The organism is Candidatus Saganbacteria bacterium, from assembly GCA_026387835.1.
Taxonomy (GTDB): Bacteria; Margulisbacteria; WOR-1; order JAKLHX01; family JAKLHX01; genus JAPLKZ01.
The window spans coordinates 1-16,211 of record JAPLKZ010000004.1; the positions used below are offsets into that span (position 1 = coordinate 1).

General features: G+C 47.6%; 20 protein-coding genes and 1 tRNA gene. 8 read left to right on the plus strand and 13 right to left on the minus strand.

All coding sequences use genetic code 11. The features are described from left to right. The 8 genes from NTZ10_00230 to NTZ10_00265 form a co-directional block, all read right to left on the minus strand. Complete coding sequence (locus NTZ10_00230) at nucleotides 1-822, minus strand: sulfide/dihydroorotate dehydrogenase-like FAD/NAD-binding protein (GenBank protein MCX5748662.1); 822 nt, start codon at nucleotides 820-822, stop codon at nucleotides 1-3. Beyond that, entirely contained in the window at nucleotides 810-1,526 is a 717-nt protein-coding gene (locus tag NTZ10_00235) for a pyridoxine 5'-phosphate synthase (GenBank protein ID MCX5748663.1), read from the minus strand. The genes NTZ10_00230 and NTZ10_00235 overlap by 13 nt, the downstream gene beginning before the upstream one ends. A 41-nt stretch (nucleotides 1,527-1,567) precedes the next feature. Further along, on the minus strand, nucleotides 1,568-2,713 hold the full coding sequence (locus tag NTZ10_00240) for a septal ring lytic transglycosylase RlpA family protein (protein MCX5748664.1): 1,146 nt from the start codon (nucleotides 2,711-2,713) through the stop codon (nucleotides 1,568-1,570). A gap of 2 nt (nucleotides 2,714-2,715) precedes the next feature. Further along, nucleotides 2,716-3,201 carry a 2-C-methyl-D-erythritol 2,4-cyclodiphosphate synthase gene (gene ispF / locus NTZ10_00245; GenBank protein ID MCX5748665.1) on the minus strand — a complete coding sequence of 162 codons (486 nt, stop codon included), beginning with the start codon at nucleotides 3,199-3,201 and terminating at the stop codon, nucleotides 2,716-2,718. After that, nucleotides 3,192-4,400 carry a tyrosine--tRNA ligase gene (gene tyrS / locus NTZ10_00250; GenBank protein ID MCX5748666.1) on the minus strand — a complete coding sequence of 403 codons (1,209 nt, stop codon included), beginning with the start codon at nucleotides 4,398-4,400 and terminating at the stop codon, nucleotides 3,192-3,194. The genes ispF and tyrS overlap by 10 nt, the downstream gene beginning before the upstream one ends. A 20-nt stretch (nucleotides 4,401-4,420) precedes the next feature. Further along, nucleotides 4,421-5,542, minus strand: a complete 1,122-nt coding sequence (gene aroB / locus NTZ10_00255) for a 3-dehydroquinate synthase (GenBank protein MCX5748667.1) — start codon at nucleotides 5,540-5,542, stop codon at nucleotides 4,421-4,423. A 68-nt stretch (nucleotides 5,543-5,610) separates the two neighbouring features. Then, nucleotides 5,611-6,126, minus strand: a complete 516-nt coding sequence (locus NTZ10_00260) for a shikimate kinase (GenBank protein ID MCX5748668.1) — start codon at nucleotides 6,124-6,126, stop codon at nucleotides 5,611-5,613. Nucleotides 6,127-6,147: 21 nt separating this feature from the next. Next, nucleotides 6,148-6,221: transfer RNA gene (locus NTZ10_00265), tRNA-Arg, on the minus strand. Nucleotides 6,222-6,329: 108 nt separating this feature from the next. Here NTZ10_00265 and NTZ10_00270 point away from each other — a divergent pair. Together NTZ10_00270 and NTZ10_00275 are read left to right on the plus strand one after the other, a co-directional pair. Next, complete coding sequence (locus tag NTZ10_00270; GenBank protein ID MCX5748669.1) at nucleotides 6,330-6,590, plus strand: hypothetical protein; 261 nt, start codon at nucleotides 6,330-6,332, stop codon at nucleotides 6,588-6,590. Nucleotides 6,591-6,603: 13 nt separating this feature from the next. Next, entirely contained in the window at nucleotides 6,604-6,897 is a 294-nt protein-coding gene (locus tag NTZ10_00275) for a metalloregulator ArsR/SmtB family transcription factor (GenBank protein ID MCX5748670.1), read from the plus strand. On the opposite strand, the gene panB is transcribed toward NTZ10_00275, so the two are convergent. The 5 genes from panB to NTZ10_00300 all read right to left on the minus strand — a co-directional run bounded on the left by panB (nucleotide 6,894) and on the right by NTZ10_00300 (nucleotide 11,662). Then, nucleotides 6,894-7,661 (minus strand): 3-methyl-2-oxobutanoate hydroxymethyltransferase, encoded by a 768-nt coding sequence (gene panB, locus NTZ10_00280; GenBank protein ID MCX5748671.1) that lies wholly within the window; start codon nucleotides 7,659-7,661, stop codon nucleotides 6,894-6,896. The two genes, NTZ10_00275 and panB, sit on opposite strands and share 4 nt — an antisense overlap. 1 nt (nucleotide 7,662) lies before the next feature. Continuing rightward, nucleotides 7,663-8,466: a diadenylate cyclase CdaA gene (gene cdaA / locus NTZ10_00285; protein MCX5748672.1), complete on the minus strand. Its 804-nt coding sequence runs from the start codon at nucleotides 8,464-8,466 to the stop codon at nucleotides 7,663-7,665. Beyond that, a complete protein-coding gene (gene lysA, locus NTZ10_00290) occupies nucleotides 8,463-9,746 on the minus strand; it encodes a diaminopimelate decarboxylase (GenBank protein ID MCX5748673.1) in 1,284 nt (427 codons plus the stop codon). Before lysA ends, cdaA begins: the two co-directional genes overlap by 4 nt. Further along, nucleotides 9,743-11,308, minus strand: a complete 1,566-nt coding sequence (cimA, locus tag NTZ10_00295; protein MCX5748674.1) for a citramalate synthase — start codon at nucleotides 11,306-11,308, stop codon at nucleotides 9,743-9,745. Before cimA ends, lysA begins: the two co-directional genes overlap by 4 nt. A gap of 78 nt (nucleotides 11,309-11,386) precedes the next feature. Beyond that, nucleotides 11,387-11,662 (minus strand): hypothetical protein, encoded by a 276-nt coding sequence (locus NTZ10_00300; protein MCX5748675.1) that lies wholly within the window; start codon nucleotides 11,660-11,662, stop codon nucleotides 11,387-11,389. Nucleotides 11,663-11,768: 106 nt separating this feature from the next. Between NTZ10_00300 and NTZ10_00305 the strand changes: the two genes are divergently transcribed. From NTZ10_00305 to NTZ10_00330, 6 genes are all read left to right on the plus strand, one after another. Beyond that, nucleotides 11,769-12,401, plus strand: coding sequence for a uracil-DNA glycosylase (locus NTZ10_00305; GenBank protein MCX5748676.1), 633 nt, complete (start codon nucleotides 11,769-11,771; stop codon nucleotides 12,399-12,401). A gap of 3 nt (nucleotides 12,402-12,404) precedes the next feature. Then, entirely contained in the window at nucleotides 12,405-13,196 is a 792-nt protein-coding gene (locus tag NTZ10_00310; protein ID MCX5748677.1) for a carbon-nitrogen family hydrolase, read from the plus strand. Next, complete coding sequence (locus tag NTZ10_00315) at nucleotides 13,193-14,254, plus strand: DUF362 domain-containing protein (protein ID MCX5748678.1); 1,062 nt, start codon at nucleotides 13,193-13,195, stop codon at nucleotides 14,252-14,254. The genes NTZ10_00310 and NTZ10_00315 overlap by 4 nt, the downstream gene beginning before the upstream one ends. Then, a complete protein-coding gene (locus NTZ10_00320; GenBank protein MCX5748679.1) occupies nucleotides 14,251-14,895 on the plus strand; it encodes a 3'-5' exonuclease in 645 nt (214 codons plus the stop codon). Before NTZ10_00315 ends, NTZ10_00320 begins: the two co-directional genes overlap by 4 nt. 33 nt (nucleotides 14,896-14,928) lie before the next feature. After that, the gene (gene pta / locus NTZ10_00325) at nucleotides 14,929-15,927 is read left to right on the plus strand and encodes a phosphate acetyltransferase (protein MCX5748680.1); all 999 of its coding nucleotides are present in this window, start codon (nucleotides 14,929-14,931) and stop codon (nucleotides 15,925-15,927) included. Then, nucleotides 15,928-16,211: hypothetical protein (locus tag NTZ10_00330; protein ID MCX5748681.1), on the plus strand; the 284-nt coding region annotated here is incomplete at its 3' end.

The following is a 16,211-nucleotide window of genomic DNA, read 5'->3' on the forward strand; positions in this document are numbered from 1 at the left end:
TTACATTATCCTGCATTTGTGGTTAGCCTCTTTTTCTTCTTCAACATATATTTTTTGACGGGTCATAAGCTCGTCAAAATCCACCAGGTGCCCGTCAAATTCGGGGCCGTCAACACAGGCGAACTTGACCTGTCCTCCCACGGTCACGCGGCACACCCCGCACATCCCCGTGGCGTCAAGCATTATAGGGTTAAGGCTTACAAGCGTCTTGATATTATGCGGCCTTGTGACGCCGGCCACCACTTTCATCATTATTGTAGGGCCGACAGCCGAGACAAGATCGACTTTATTTTTTTCTATGATCTCTTTCAGGATATCCGAGACAAAGCCCTTTTTACCGTACGAACCGTCATCAGTGCAAACCAGTGTTTCATCGCTTGCTTTTCTGATCTCATCTTCCAGAAGGATAAGTTCTTTGTTCCTCGCGCCAAGGACAGAAATGACATGATTGCCTGCCTTTTTGTAAGCTTTTGTGACGGGAAGGATCTCGGGAATGCCCACACCGCCCCCTATCGTTACGACAGTGCCGAACTTTTCTATATCAGCAGGCTTTCCGAGAGGACATAAAAGATCCCTGACAAAGTCTCCTTTTTTGAGGGTTCCGAGAAGAGATGTTGTCGCTCCGACTTCCTGAAAAATAATGGTGATCTCGCCTAAAGACCTGTCAGCGTCAGCGACCGTTAACGGGATCCTCTCTCCGTTCTCGTTTATCCTTATAACGGCGAACTGGCCCGGTTTGGCGGCTTTCGCAGCATCAGGCGCCAGAACCTTAAGCTGTTTTATCTTTGGCGCGAGCTGTTTGACTTCAATTATTTTATACATCTTTTTTGCCTGTTAACTGCGTCTCTCATCCTTTTTACGGCCTGACCGAGCCCTACGAACACTGCATCCGCGATTATACTGAAACCTATGTTCAGCTCCTCGACATCTCTTATCTTTGCTATGGGACCGACGTTGTCAAGAGTAAGGCCGTGCCCGGCATTGACTTTAAGCCCCAGCGATACTGCCATCTTCACCGCGTCTCTTATTTTTTTCAGCGCCTTTTGACCTGTATTCGCGTACTCCCCCGTATGGATCTCGATTAATTTTGCTCCTGTCAAGGCGCTTGCTTTTATCTGCCGAGGATCCGGGTCAACGAACAAGCTTACCCATATTCCGGCATCCTGAAGTTTTTGCACGTACTTCTTTAAATAGGCCGATTGTCGCCTGACATCGAGACCGCCTTCAGTGGTCACCTCTTTTCTTTTCTCGGGGACAAGCGTGACGATATCGGGTTTTATTTTCAGGGCTATCTTTTGCATTTCCCCTGTCGCGGCCATCTCCATGTCGAACCTTTTGACGGCTTTCCGTATTTCATATATGTCTTCATCTTTGATATGGCGGCGGTCTTCGCGGAGATGAGCTACTATACCGTCAGCTCCGGCTTTCATGCATATCAACGCGGCTTCCACAGGGGACGGAAAACCTTCTTTCCTTGCTTCTCTCAGCGTTGCTATATGGTCGATATTGACTCCAAGTTTTATCATATATGTATTATTATACTTTATCAGGATATTGTCCGGGAGACTTACTGCCTTTTGCTGCTTTTTGTATTTCCTAAAACAAATATTTTGACCCTGGAAACACCCGAACCAAGCATTCCGAGCGATTGCGCTGCCGCCCTTGAAAGGTCAAGTATCCTGCCCGGGATGTAAGGCCCCCTGTCTGTCACCCTCACTATGACACTCTTGCTGTTATCAAGCCTTGTCACGAGGATCTGGGTCCCGAAAGGAAGCGTCCTGTGTGCGGCCGTGAAATCATACATATTGAAGCGCTCTCCGCTTGATGTCCTCCTGCCGTGGAAAAATCCGCCGTACCAGGAAGCGTAGCCGACCTGAAAAATGTGGAACGGAGAATATTTTTCGGTGATTTTTGGCGCGCCCAGCGATTCGCGCAGGCTGTTCACCATGTCGAGGGTCATCTCCCATAACTGTTTTTCCCCGACGTCCGTTTCGCCTGTGCTCAGCACGGGTATTATTTTTCCGCCGATATTCAACGAGTATCTGTCACCGGATGTTTCCGGTCTTATGTCACGTCCCTCCCTGCCGCTGATGACCTGCTCTTCCATGGCCTGAGCGATCGTCCTTGCCTTGTCGTATGAACTTATGTCCGGATCGGTCTCGCTTATCTTCATGACGGCATCGTCGTTGACAAAGACCTCGCTGCCCTCTCCTATCCTTTTCTTTTTTACCTCGATCTTGATGCCTTTCATCTTTTCTATCTTTACGATCTCATCGAACAGGTTCTGAGATAAAAGCTGGCAGTCAAAAGCTCTCCGTATCCTGTTTGACCAGTCATAAGCAAGGAGAAGAGGCGGGATGCTTGTGCCTCTTATGTCGCCGGGTTCTACCGAGAAAACAGGAGTGTCCTCGACTATCCCTATCGGGATATCGTCTATCATGGCCGGCTCCACCGCGCCGATATCGGCCCCTGCCTCGACCAGATAATTGATGATCTGGGAAATACGCAGCGCCCGTTCAAATGATGGCACCCCTGCTTCGGAAGAAGCATATATCTTTATGATGGACGTGCCGTTGATGAGTATCTCTGATCCCGATATCCGGCCCGGGCCGAAAAATCTTGCGGGTTCGGCATAGTATTGTTTTTCTTCGGAAAACGAGCAGGAGTGGAACACCGCAAAGACACAAAATATCGCGATGAATAGTTTTTGCACTATTAGCGGCAGCTATCTGAGCTTGAAAGCAGGCAGACCGCCTGGCTTGCGATAGCTTTCCCCTTGCCGATACTGCCAAGTCCTTCGGCAGTTTTTGACTTGATGCTTATTGAGGATGGATGTATCTTTAAAACTTTTGATATCTGTTCGATCATTTTACCCGTATGAACGGACATTTTAGGCATTTCCGCGATAATGTTTGAATCGATATTCGCGATACTATATCCGGCTGACCTGATCTTGCCTGCCACGTCCTTCAGAAGCTTAAGGCTTGAAATGCCTTTATATTTTTTATCTGATGGCGGAAAATTTATGCCTATGTCTCCCAGTCCGGCAGCTCCGAGCATCGCATCCATTACAGCGTGCAAAAGCACGTCAGCGTCGGAATGTCCGAGAAGACCTTTTGAGAACGGTATCTCGATGCCCCCTAATATCAGTTTTCTTCCTTTGACGAGCCTGTGCACATCAAAGCCGATACCTATGCGCATATTATCCTCGCATGTTTTCTTTTGCCGACGCTCAATACCGTTTCCTTGTCCAGGGCGATGGCCATGTTCTCATCCTCGGCTTTCACCTCGTTTATCTTGACGCCGCCGCCTTTTATCATCCTTTTCGCTTCTCCGGTCGAAGGCAGCAACCCGGACAGGACAAGCAGTCTTGTCAATTGGATCTTCCCGTCTTTCATCTCAGAACCGTCTATTTTTATGGCCGGCATGTCGGATGGCAGTTTGTTCTGCTTGAAAACCGAATCAAATTCCTGTTCCGATTGTTGAGCTTTTTCTTTGCCATAAAAATATTCGACCAGGAACTTGGCAAGTTTTGTTTTTACGTCTTTCGGGTGAAGCCCTCCGGATCCCAGCCCCTTTTTTATCTCAGATATCTCCTGGTCCGTCGTGTCCGTCAAAAGCTCATAGTATTTGATCATCAAATTATCGGGGATTGACATAGTTTTTCCGAAAATATCTTTCGGTGATTCCGTAAAACCGATATAGTTGCCGAGGCTTTTGCTCATCTTCATCTTTCCATCGGTGCCCTCGAGCAGCGGCATTGTCAGTACAACCTGCTGTTCTTTGCCGTATGCCTTCTGTAATTCTCTTCCCACGAGAAGGTTAAATATCTGGTCATGGCCGCCCACTTCGATATCCGCGTCGATCACAACTGAATCGTAACCCTGCATGAGAGGGTAAAGGAACTCGACGACGCTGATCTCCCTGTTTTCTTTGAACCTTTCCTTGAAATCCCCTCTTTCCAGCATCCTTGCCACGGTATATTGGGACATCAGTTTCATTACCGACATAAGGTCCATCTTTGAAAGCCACTTGCTGTTAAATACAACCTCGGTTTTTTTCCTGTCAAGGACCTTGAAGACCTGTTCCTGGTAGCTTTTTGCATTATGCAGGACCTCTTCTCTTGAAAGCGGCTTTCTTGTCTCGGATTTGCCCGAAGGATCGCCTATCATACCGGTAAGATCGCCGATTATGAAAATTACTTTATGCCCGAGTTCCTGGAAAGTCCTGAGTTTCTTCAGGACGACCATATGCCCGAGGTGGAGGTCAGGCGCGGAAGGATCGGCCCCCCATTTTATTTTAAGAGAAGCGCCTTTCTGAAGCTTTTTTTTGAGCTCGGCTTCATTTATAAAGTCGACTGTTCCGCGTTTTATCAGCTCTATTTGTTTATTTAAATCCATTTGCCCTTACCCATCAAAAATTAACCTGCCCCAATTTCCTTTAAAGATTCCCGCAATATTTTAACTGGTATATCATTCCTTATAATGACCGAACCGATCCTGGTCGGAAGAACAAAATTGATCCTGCCGTCCCTTACTTTCTTGTCAAGTATGAGCTTTGTTATGATATCGTCAGCCTCTATCCCTTTGATCGAGACCGGAAGGTTGACCGCGGAGATCAATTTCTTTATCCTGTCCTCAGTATCTGCTTTTATCATCTTCATCTTGTTCGCTATCTTCAGAGCGGCCACCATCCCGATCGCAACTGCTTCCCCGTGAGTTATCCCTTTATACTCGGATAATGCTTCCAGAGCATGGCCGATCGTGTGGCCGAAATTGAGTATCACCCTTTGGCCTTTTGTTTCTTTTTCGTCAGCCGCCACGACTTTGGCTTTTATTGACGCGGATATCGATATTATGTTCTCCCATGTCCCGAGAAGGTCCTTAAAATCACCGGGATTTAATAATTTCGGGGATTTCAATCCGAAAACTTTATTTTCGAGATATTCAAACAATTTAAAGTCTTTTATTACCCCGTACTTTATTATTTCGGCAAGACCGTTGCGGAGCTCTTTTGCCGGTAAAGTTATAAGCACTGCTGTGTCCGCGTACACCAATCTTGGTTGACAGAACACCCCCACGATATTCTTTGCTTCCTCGAGGTTCACGCCTGTCTTCCCGCCAATGCTTGCGTCCACCTGGGACAGAAGCGTGGTCGGCACATTGATAAGATCGACGCCTCTCATATATGTTGCCGCCACAAATCCGGTCAGATCGCCGATCACTCCCCCGCCCAAAGCAATAAGGGCGCAGTCCCTGTGGGCTTTAAGTTCAAGGAGTTTTTTATACAGCTTCTTGGCCATTTCGAGCGTCTTTGTCTTTTCACCAGACGGTATGGTGATGATCTCCGACTTAAAACCTTTTGATCTCAGAGAATGTTTTACCACTCCCGCATAGAGGCGGCCGACAGTAAAGTCTGAAATTACGATGACCCTGTTCTTCAGCTTCAATTTTGTAAGGGCCTCACCCAGCTTTGAAAGGATCTGCGAGCCTACGATGATCTCATAGAAGGCAGAACTCGTGCGAACGGGTATTTTCCTCATATATATATATTGTATATCAATTTTCAAGCATCGACAAGAAACTATCCCTGACCGTCTCTGATGTCCGGTCAGTTCTTAGTTATGAAAGAAATTATTTGATTTATTGTCTTATTATCGGTTTTAATAATATGATCCGCGGTGTTTTTGTAGAACCTGTCTCTTTTTATCAGCATTGCACGGATGACATCTATCCTTTTCTTTTCATCCTTGATATTCAAAAGAGGCCGGCTGCCGAGTTTTTTCAGCCGTTTATTTATTGTTCCGGGTCCGGCCGACAACAGGAACACTTTTCCGGTCTTTTTCAGCATCTTCCTGTTCACCGCTTTTAATATCATTCCCCCGCCACAGGCGATGACTGCCCCGTTCATCTCTTTTAACGACCTGAGAACTTCCGTCTCGAGTCTTCTGAAATAGCCCTCCCCTTTCGTACTGAAAATGGCACTGATCTTTTTCTTAGTCTTTTTTTCTATTATGGAATCGGTGCATATGAATTTCATCTTCAGCTTTTTTGCCAGGAGGCGCCCGACCGCTGATTTACCGGTAGCCATGAAGCCGATCAAAATTATATTATCCCTCTTCCTCATTCCTCACCCTCATCCTTAACATGCCCCCGGCGTGAGTCGAACACGCGGCCTGCGGTTTAGGAAACCGTCGCTCTATCCATCTGAGCTACGGGGGCACTCCGTTCGATGCAAGCTTTATGCTAATAATTTTACATTGGAGGGGAGTGCGATGCAAGTTTGAAGGTTTTTAAAGCGATATAACTATATGAAGGAGATCAAATAAAATGCAGGATGATATCAAGATCCCCAAAGAACAGTTCCTCGTGGATTATTTCAAGACAAAAACACAGGCGTCAAAACCCGAGGACAAGCCTTTTAACGAGGTCCTGCAGACGATACAGGTAAGGATCGAGAAAAAATCCCTTGAAAGCCTCCAGAACTCCCCGAAAGAAGAAGCTGACAGGGCCATCGACAGCCTTGACCCGAAAGAGGCTGTCTCGCTTCTCAAAGAGACCATCAACACATTAAGGTCAATATCCGGATAGCAAGGAAGATCTCATGAACCTATTAAGCAGTAAATATTCAAGGTACCTCGAAGTGCTTGGCTCCGAGGAGCGCGTAAAGATCCTCGAGCTTCTCGCAGGCGGGGAGATGTGCGTGCAGGAGATCAACAGCCATTTTTTTGCCTCGCAGGCGACCATCTCATATCATATCAACATTTTAAAGGAGATCGGTTTTCTAAAGAGCGTGAAAATAGGGAAATTCATCTATTATTCACTTCAGGCAAACAATATAAAAGATTATTTAAAAAGATTTGTCAGGGATTTCAGCCTCTGCCTGGACAATGCCTAGACCGGGAACTTACCCTCTTTCACTTCACTGATGTATGTTGAAACAGCTTTTTTGAATTGATCTCCAAGGTCCGCGTATTGCTTGACGAACTTTGGCACTTTACCCGGATAGAGCCCTACGATGTCATTAGTGACAAGGACCTGGCCGTCGCAGAAAGGTCCCGAACCGCAGCTTATTGTCGGGACTTTGAGCGACTCGGTAACGGTCTTTGCGGCATTCCTTTCAACAAGCTCAAGAACTATCGAAAACACGCCCGCATCTTCCAGTAACTTCGATTCTTCTAATACTTGTAAAGTTTCAGCCTGAGTTTTCCCGTGGACAGCAGGGATTCCTTCTGATTGCGGAGTAAAACCGATATGCCCCATGACAGGGATATCCGAAGAGACAAGTTTTTTTATCAATTCTAAATGCTCTGTACCTTCTATCTTTACCGCTTCCGCGCCCGCTTCGATGAACAAGACGGCATTTTTATACGCGTCTTCTTCGCCTTTTTCAAATGCGGACAGCGGCATGTCCCCTACTATTAATGAATGCTTGACGCCTCTTTTCACGGCTTTTATATGATGGACCATCTCCTGCACCGTCACCAGGATAGTATTTTCGTATCCGAGGATCACGTTGCCGACCGAATCTCCGACAAGTACGATATCTATTCCGGCTTCTTCGAGAAGTTTTCCCGTCGGGGCATCATAAGCCGTGAGACAGGCTATTTTTTCGCCTTTTTCTTTTTTCATCCGGATGGCGCGGACCGTTTCGATAGGCATTTTATTCTTTTTTTTGTCTTCCGAAAAAGAATTTTGATTTTTGCGGGGCAGGCTTATAAATCTCGAAAAGCCTTTCTTCAAGCAGTTCTTTTGTAAGGAACCTGTTAAGGTAGCCGTTCTCCGCGACGGATATCGTCCCAGTCGATTCTGAGACTACTATCACAAGAGCGTCAGATTGTTCGCTCATCCCGACAGCGGCCCTGTGGCGCGTGCCGAGCCTCCTGTCAAGAAGACGGCTTTCCGAAAGGGGCAGCAGGCATCCCGCTGATGCGATCCTGTCGCCCTGGATTATTATCGCCCCGTCGTGGAGCGGCGTGCCTTTTGTCAGTATGGTGATCAGCAATTCTTCCGTGACCGGAGAATCTATGGGGACGCCGGATTCAAGAAATTCGTTCAGACCTGTGTTCCTTTCAAGGACTATCAGGCCGCCGATCTTTTCCTGCGAGCATTTTTCCACGGCATCGATTATCTGCCTTACTATTGCGCCGGTCTTTGTACCGAACGAAAGGCCTATCCTGTTCAGCAGTTTCCCTCGTCCCAGCCGTTCAAGCGCTCTCCGGAGTTCCGGCTGGAATACGATTATTATGACTATCAGGATTATCGTGACGAATTTTTCCATCAGCCAGTTAAGCGTGCGCAGCCCGAGCTGCTGGGCGGCAAAATAGATCACGAAGACTATCAGCAGACCGCGCAGAAGCTGCATCCCGGCGGTCCCTTTCAGCCAGATGAACACCTGGTAAAGAATGAACGCGACTATAAGAATGTCTATCAGGTCGACCCATTGTATCCCTAAAGGAAGCGTCATAGTTCGTTCCTCACAAGATCGGCGTACGTTTCTCTCTTCAATAATAAATTTGCTTTACCTGATCTCACATTTACCATTGCGGGCTTCATAAATTTGTTGTAATTGCTCGCCATTGAATAATTGTATGCTCCGGTGCATGCGACCGCAATGATGTCGCCCTTTTTGACTTTCGGGAAGAAACAGTCCTTGATGATGATATCACCGGATTCGCATGCCCTTCCGGCGATCGTCAGTTTTTCCTCTGCTCTTGCTCTCGCGTTGCTCGCGACAAAAGCCTCGTATTTTGAACCGTAAAGGATGAATCTCGGGTTGTCCGACATGCCGCCGTCGATAACAGCATATTTTCTTATACCGGCAATATCTTTTACCGTTCCGACAGTATACAACGTGACCATGGCGGGGCCGACCAGCGACCTGCCCGGTTCAAGCACCAGCCTGGGAAGCTTGAGCTTAAATCTTTTTGAAAGATCGGTCACTGTCCTGATGATCTTATCCGCAAAGGGCTTTAATTCAGGTGATCTCGTATCACTGGTATAAGCGACACCTATTCCGCCGCCGATATTTAATTCGTCAGATTCTATCCTGTATTTTCTCTTTATATCCCTGAAAAGCCCTAACAGCACCTCGATCTCCGCAGCATAAGGGGCCTTATCAAATATCATGGAACCGATATGGCTGTGAAGGCCTTTATATACAAGATTTTTCGATCTTATTATCTTTCCAACTGTTTTCAGGACTTCCTTTTTAGAGATGCCGAACTTAGAATCCACAGCACCCGTTTTTATGAAATCATGCGTGTGCGCTTCTATCCCTGGATTCACGCGCAACAATATTCCGGTCTTTTTATCCGCCTTGCGTGATGCCTTTTCAACCGATCCCAGCTCGTCAAGATTGTCCGCTACAAATGTCACTTTTTCCCTGACCCCGTATTCTATCTCTTCTCCCGTCTTGTTATTCCCGTGAAAATAGATCGTCCCGGCTTTGCATCCCGCTCTCAGGGCCGTGTAAAGCTCGCCGCCTGAAGCAACATCCATCCCTATGCCCTCGGTCTTTATTATCTTGAGCACGCCGATGACGCTTAATGCTTTGTTGGCATAAATTATCCTGAAATCCGGATAATCCCTGAACGCCTGAATGTACTCTCTGCAGTTCGAGCGCAGGCTGTCTTCGTCAAGAACAAAAAGCGGAGTGCCGAACTTTTTTGCGAGAGCGGCCGTATCGCAGCCCCCTATCTCCAGATGTCCTTTTGAATTTATCTTTGATGTTTTTGGAAGGTTCATTTTACCCCCTCTATCATCAGCTTGTATTCAAAACTGTCGATCAAAGCCAGCCAGCTTGCCTCTATGACGTTCGATGAAACTCCCACGGTACCCCATGTTTTTTTCTCGTCGGCCGATTCTATCAGGACGCGGACCTTCGCGGCAGTACCGTCGGTACTGTCAAGCACCCTGACCTTATAATCCGTGAGCTTCACTTCGTTTATCACGGGAAATCTTTTTGACAAAGTACCGCGTACAGCCTCGTCCAGTGCGTTGACCGGACCGTTGCCGTGTCCTTTTGCGCGTATAAGTTTCCTGCCGAGCATTATCTCGACTTTAGCTTCCACTTCCATCTTCTTGTTCTTTGTCTTGACCGTGTTCACCTCGAACTTGTGCCACTTGAACGGTAGTTGGAAAAGCCCCATTTCTTTTTTTATCAGTATCTCGAACGACGCTTCTCCCTCCTCGAACTGGTAACCCTGGTGTTCCAGTGTCTTCAGCTTCGCGAGAAGCGGTCTTACTTGCGGGGATTCTTTTTTAAGATCAGCCCCGAACTCTTTTGCCTTAAATACCAGGTTGCTTATGCCTGAAAGCTCGGACACGGTCACTCTTCTTTCGTTGCCGACTGCTTCCGGGCTTATATGCTCGTAAGTATTTGTATGTTTCATCACTGCGCTCACGTGTATGCCGCCTTTATGGGTGAAAGCAGACCTGCCGACAAAAGGCTGGTGGCCCGAAAGAGGCAGATTGGCTATCTCGCTCACGTGCCTTGAGATCTCGGTAAGCCTTTTCAAATTTACGTCAGTTATGCAGTCTATGCCGAGCTTCAGCTTCAATATAGGTATTATCGAGCAGAGGTTTGCGTTCCCGCATCTTTCGCCGTAGCCGTTCACTGTCCCCTGCACGTGCGTGACGCCGCAATAGACCGCCATCTCCGTCACTGACACCGCGCACTCGCAGTCGTTATGCGCGTGTATTCCCAGAGGAGTTTTGATCACGTCATTCACTTCTTTTATTATCTTCTGGACCTCGAAAGCGAGTGTGCCTCCGTTCGTATCGCAAAGGCATATCACATCGGCCCCTGCCCTTTCGGCTTCCTTTAATGTCCTGATCGCGTACTGCGGATTTGCTTTGTAACCGTCAAAGAAATGCTCCGCGTCGTATATGACCTCTTTACCCTTTGACTTGAGGTGCCTGACAGTGTCATATATCATCAAAAGGTTCTCTTCAAGCGTTGTATGCAGAGCTTCAGTCACGTGAAAATCCCAGCTTTTCCCGAATATCGAGACCGCCTTTGTATCAGCCTCTATGAGAGTACTGATATTCTTGTCTTCTTCAACAGGAATGCCGGCTCTTCTTGTGCTGCTGAACGCCACGATCGTCGAGTTTTTAAGCGGCACATCCTTGATCTTTTCAAAAAAAGCTATGTCTTTCGGGTTAGAACCCGGCCAGCCGCCCTCTATATAATGTACACCGATAGAATCAAGAAGGCGCGCGATCTTTATCTTATCCTCCACCGTGAAGGAAATGCCTTCCGTCTGTGCCCCGTCGCGGAGCGTTGTATCAAATAGTTTTACCATCATTATGGAAAAATTATAACATAGTATCGATTTTCAGGGTATCCGTATTAGAGTGAAGGGACCGAGGGGAATGAAATGCCTCTATTCAGCGATCTCCATTATCAGGCCGTTCTTCCAGGTCTCTATGCCGAGAGCTTCGACAAAATCCGCGGTGTTGAACTGATGGACCGGTATCTGCCTGTAGTGTTTTCCGTTCCCGTTACCGTTCATGGCTTTTTTATACGCCAAGTTGACGATATCATCCAGGATCTTATAAGGCGAATCGACCATCAATTTCTGTGAAATAAATTGTATGACGCCAAGCAGTTTTCCCTGGCTTTCCGTATCATTATTGACTTCGTATATATTGATCTTCATATTCAGAGCCTCTCAGAGCTTCTATTTTAGAGGGTTACCCCCTCTATATATCTATCGTCAAATTTTTGTGGAAATTTCGCTGTTAAAATGTTATATTGAAAAGCAAATGAGCGCGAGTAAGCCAAGATCCTTTGACGGCCTTTCATACAGCCAGGTCAATGAAAAAGCGCAGACCTGCAGGAATTGCGGATTGCATCTTACGAGGAACAAGGTTGTTTTCGGCAAGGGCCCGGTACCCTGCGGGCTGATGCTCATAGGAGAAGGCCCGGGTGCCGACGAAGACGTGCAGGGGTTCCCGTTCGTCGGGAGAGCCGGCCAGCTTCTGACAAAGATATTTGAATCGGTCGGGATCGACAGGGAAAATGAAGTCTATATCACAAATACGGTAAAATGCAGGCCGCCGGAAAACAGGACGCCTTCAAATGACGAGATCGAAGCCTGCCATCCCTATCTGGAAGCGCAGATAAGTCTGATCGCCCCCAAGATAATCGTTCTCGCGGGCTCCCCGGCATGCAAGACCATGCTAAAAAGCGAAGAGCCCATCTCAAAGATACGGGGAAAATGGTTCAAGATGGAAGGCAGGGACACTATGATGATGCCGATATTCCACCCGTCATATCTCCTGCGCAACCAGTCAAAAGAGAAGAATGCCCCGAAATGGCTGACATGGCAGGATATGATCGAGATAAAGAACGCGTATGATTGCGTCAAAAAAGCCGAACAACTGGAGGCCCGTTAGGATATGAAGAAAAAATTAACCGTTTCCCTCATCCAGATGGACATAAAGACTGCTATGGCCGAAAAGAATTTTGAAACTGCTGCAGATCTTATCGAAAAAGCCGGAAGGTACAAGCCGGATTTCATCGTCCTTCCCGAGATGTGGTCGACAGGATTCGCGTACCTCGATCTTCACGGCATCGCAAAAAGATGGTCAGAGGAGACGATGGATTTCATCAAATATCACGCCAGGAGGTCGTCCGCTGTACTTATAGCCGGTTCAGTACCGGAAGTTTCCGAAAAAAAAGTTTATAACACGTGTTTTGTGGCCGATCCTTCCGGAGAAATATCCGGCAAATATAGAAAAACGCATTCCTTCAGCCCGACCGGTGAAAATACGCATTTTGCTAACGGCGAGACCGCCGACGCGCTGGAGACCGGGTTCGGGAAGATCGGGGTGATAATATGCTATGATCTCAGGTTCCCCGAACTGTCAAGGAAACTATGGACAAAAGGGATCAATATGCTTTTTGTCCCCGCGCAGTTCCCGTCGGTGAGGATAGACCACTGGCTGACGCTCCTTAAAGCGAGAGCCATTGAAAACCACATTTTTACGATCGGATGCAACCGGGTCGGGAAAGACAAAAGATACGAATATCCTGGCGAGTCCGTTGTGTTCGATCCGTTCGGCAACACGGTCGAAAAAGCCGGAGGCAAAGAATGCGTGATGACCTGCACGATAGACCCGGACAAAATTAAAGAAGCGAATGAAAGGATACCGATCCAGAAGGACAGACGGCCGGAAGTTTATAAATGAAAATCCGAAATCCAAATGATGAAAATGCGACCGTTTATTTTTTGCCCATTGAGGATGTTAATGCCGAGAGTCTTGTGTCTTTATTTGAAAAAGCGGGATTTAATGATCTTATCGAAAAAGACAAGCTCACCGCGATAAAAGTCCATTTCGGTGAGATGGGCAACACCGCATACCTTAAACCTGAAAATGTCATGCCCATAGCAGAAAAAATATCTGCACTCGGCAGCAAGCCTTTCCTGACGGACGCGAATACGCTTTATAAAGGTACAAGGGGCGATGCTGTTTCCCACATAAATACCGCGCATGCACACGGTTATGATTTTGCACCTGTCGTCATAGCCGACGGCCTGCAGGGAAAAGATTATTACAAGGTCCCTGTTAACCTTAAACATTTTAAAGAGGTGAATATCGGCTCCGCCTGCCATCACATCGACTCTATGATAGTGATGACCCATTTCAAAGGGCACGAAGTAACGGGATTCGGAGGGGCGATAAAGAACGTCGGCATGGGGCTAGGCTCGCGCTCCGGCAAGCAGCAGATGCACGCGGATGTATCCCCTTCCGTTAAAACTCCAAAGTGCACGGGATGCGGACTTTGCGTCAAGTGGTGCCCTCAGGATGCGATCGTTCTGACAGACGGGAAAGCCGTCATAGACCGCTCAAAATGCATCGGATGCGCTGAATGCATAGTCACCTGCGATTTCGATGCGATATCGATCGAGTGGAACGGCTCTCCGAAATCGCTCCAGGAAAAGATGGCGGAATATTGCTGCGGCGCGGTCAGAGGGAAAAAATGCGGCTATTTCAACTTTATCGTCGATGTGTCGCCCAATTGCGATTGTTACAATTTCAATCACCCTCCGATCGTAAAGGATATAGGTGTCGTCGCGTCCCTTGACCCTGTTGCCATTGACCAGGCAAGCGTTGACCTTGTCAACAAGGCGGCGGGTTTTGATATAATAAAAAAGACCTGGCCGGACATCGATCACAATATCCAGCTCGATTACGGCGAGCAGATAGGTCTCGGCCTTAGAAAGTATGAGTTGATCTCGACGTGAGCGATCTTTTGAAAGACAAAGAGTTCATCGAACTTGAAAAAAAGTTCCCTTTCCTGTCCCGATACAGGCAGGAGAACGAGATAGATAAACTGCCTTATATCATCGTGGACATCGAGACGACCGGGCTTGACCCCGCGTCAAGCGAGATCATCGAGATCGGAGCGATAAAGACCGCGGGGCCGGTCGAAAAAGATGTATTTACCACGCTTATAAAGCCCACAGGCCCTATCCCGCCTGAAATAGAACGTCTTACAGGCATCTCGCAGGACATGGTGGAAGGAAAACCCGGTATCAAACAAGTACTGCAGGATTTTATCGATTTTGCCGGGAGCAGCATAATAGTCGCGCACAACAGTGATTTTGACCTCGGCTTTTTAAAATACCATATCCGGAAAGAACTGGAAAAAGAATTCACTAACAGGGTCGCCTGCACGGTAAAAGTGTCCAGGACTATCGTTCCCGGCCTCAGGAACTACAAGCTGCATACGGTCGCCGAGCACATGGGGATCGAAGTCCGGAACAGGCACAGGGCCATGGGAGACAGCGAGATAACTTTTAAAGTCTGGAATAAGCTCGTTGAACTTATGATGCAGAAAGATATGACGACTTTTCATGAGATAGAAAAGATCATGGCGGTTTGATTAAACCTGTTGTTTTTGTTATATTAAAATAAAATGGAATTTCTAGAAAATACCTGGAACAAGGCAAAAAGGCTTCAAAAGAGGATCATCCTTCCCGAGACAGATGATATCAGGATAATCAAAGCTTCTGATCTCATATTAAAAAGCAGGATCGCATGTCTCATCCTCATCGGGTCACCGGACAAGATAAACAGTGCCGCGGCTTCAAGCGGCATCGACCTTTCAAAGGCAGAGATCGTAGACCCCTCTTCTTCGCCGAAACTTGACAGGTACATCGAGATCTATATGAACAATATGAAGGCGCACAAGCACGATATCTCATATGACGATGCAAAAAAACTTCTGACAACCGACTATCCGTTCTTCGGCGCGATGATGATAGCCGAGGGCGATGCTGACGGCATGGTCACGGGTGCGGACCATGCTACCGCGCATACTATCAAAGCAGCCGTATATTCCGTCGGACTTGCCGAAGGGATTAAGATCCTTTCAAGCTTTTTTATAATGGTGTTGAAGACCCCGCAGTTCGGCGTGAATGGAGTGCTGTTCTACGCGGATTGCGGTGTAGTCCCTGATCCCGACGATAAACAGCTTTGCGATATAACGCTTTCGACAGCAGATTCTTTCCGGAAGCTCATGGGCCGCGAGCCGAGGATCGCCATGCTCTCATTCTCGACAATGGGAAGCGGTAGCGGCGGGTCCATCGAAAAAGTGAAGTCCGCGCTGAAAATGATAAAAGAAAAAAGCCCGGACCTGGCTGTTGACGGCGAGATGCAGGCTGATGCCGCGCTTATCGCTTCTATCGGGAAGAAAAAAGCGCCCGAGAGCAAAGTCGCGGGCCGCGCTAACGTCCTGATATTCCCCAACCTTGATGCCGGAAATATCGGATACAAGCTGACCGAGAGGCTCGCGGACGCCACTGCGCTCGGCCCGTTGCTGCAGGGATGCGCGAAGCCGATAAACGATCTTTCACGCGGTTGCAGCGTCGACGACATAGCGACCATTACCGCGGTGACCGCTCTGCAGGTATAAATGGACCTCAGGGAATTATCTTCATACATTATAAATAAACTTGACTGTGACGCCGAGGTCTTTTGTGTCAGGTCAAACAGTCTCCTGATCGAATCAAGGGACCAGAAGGTCACGCTGATAAATAAAGGGACTGAACTCGGCATCTCCCTCAGGGTAATAAAGGACGGCAAAGCAGGGTTCTCTTTTTCAAGCGGCGGAGACCCGGACGATCTGATAAAACGCACTCTTGATATTTCCGCCATTTTCCCTTATGACGAAAATAATATCTTCCCAGGACCTTCACC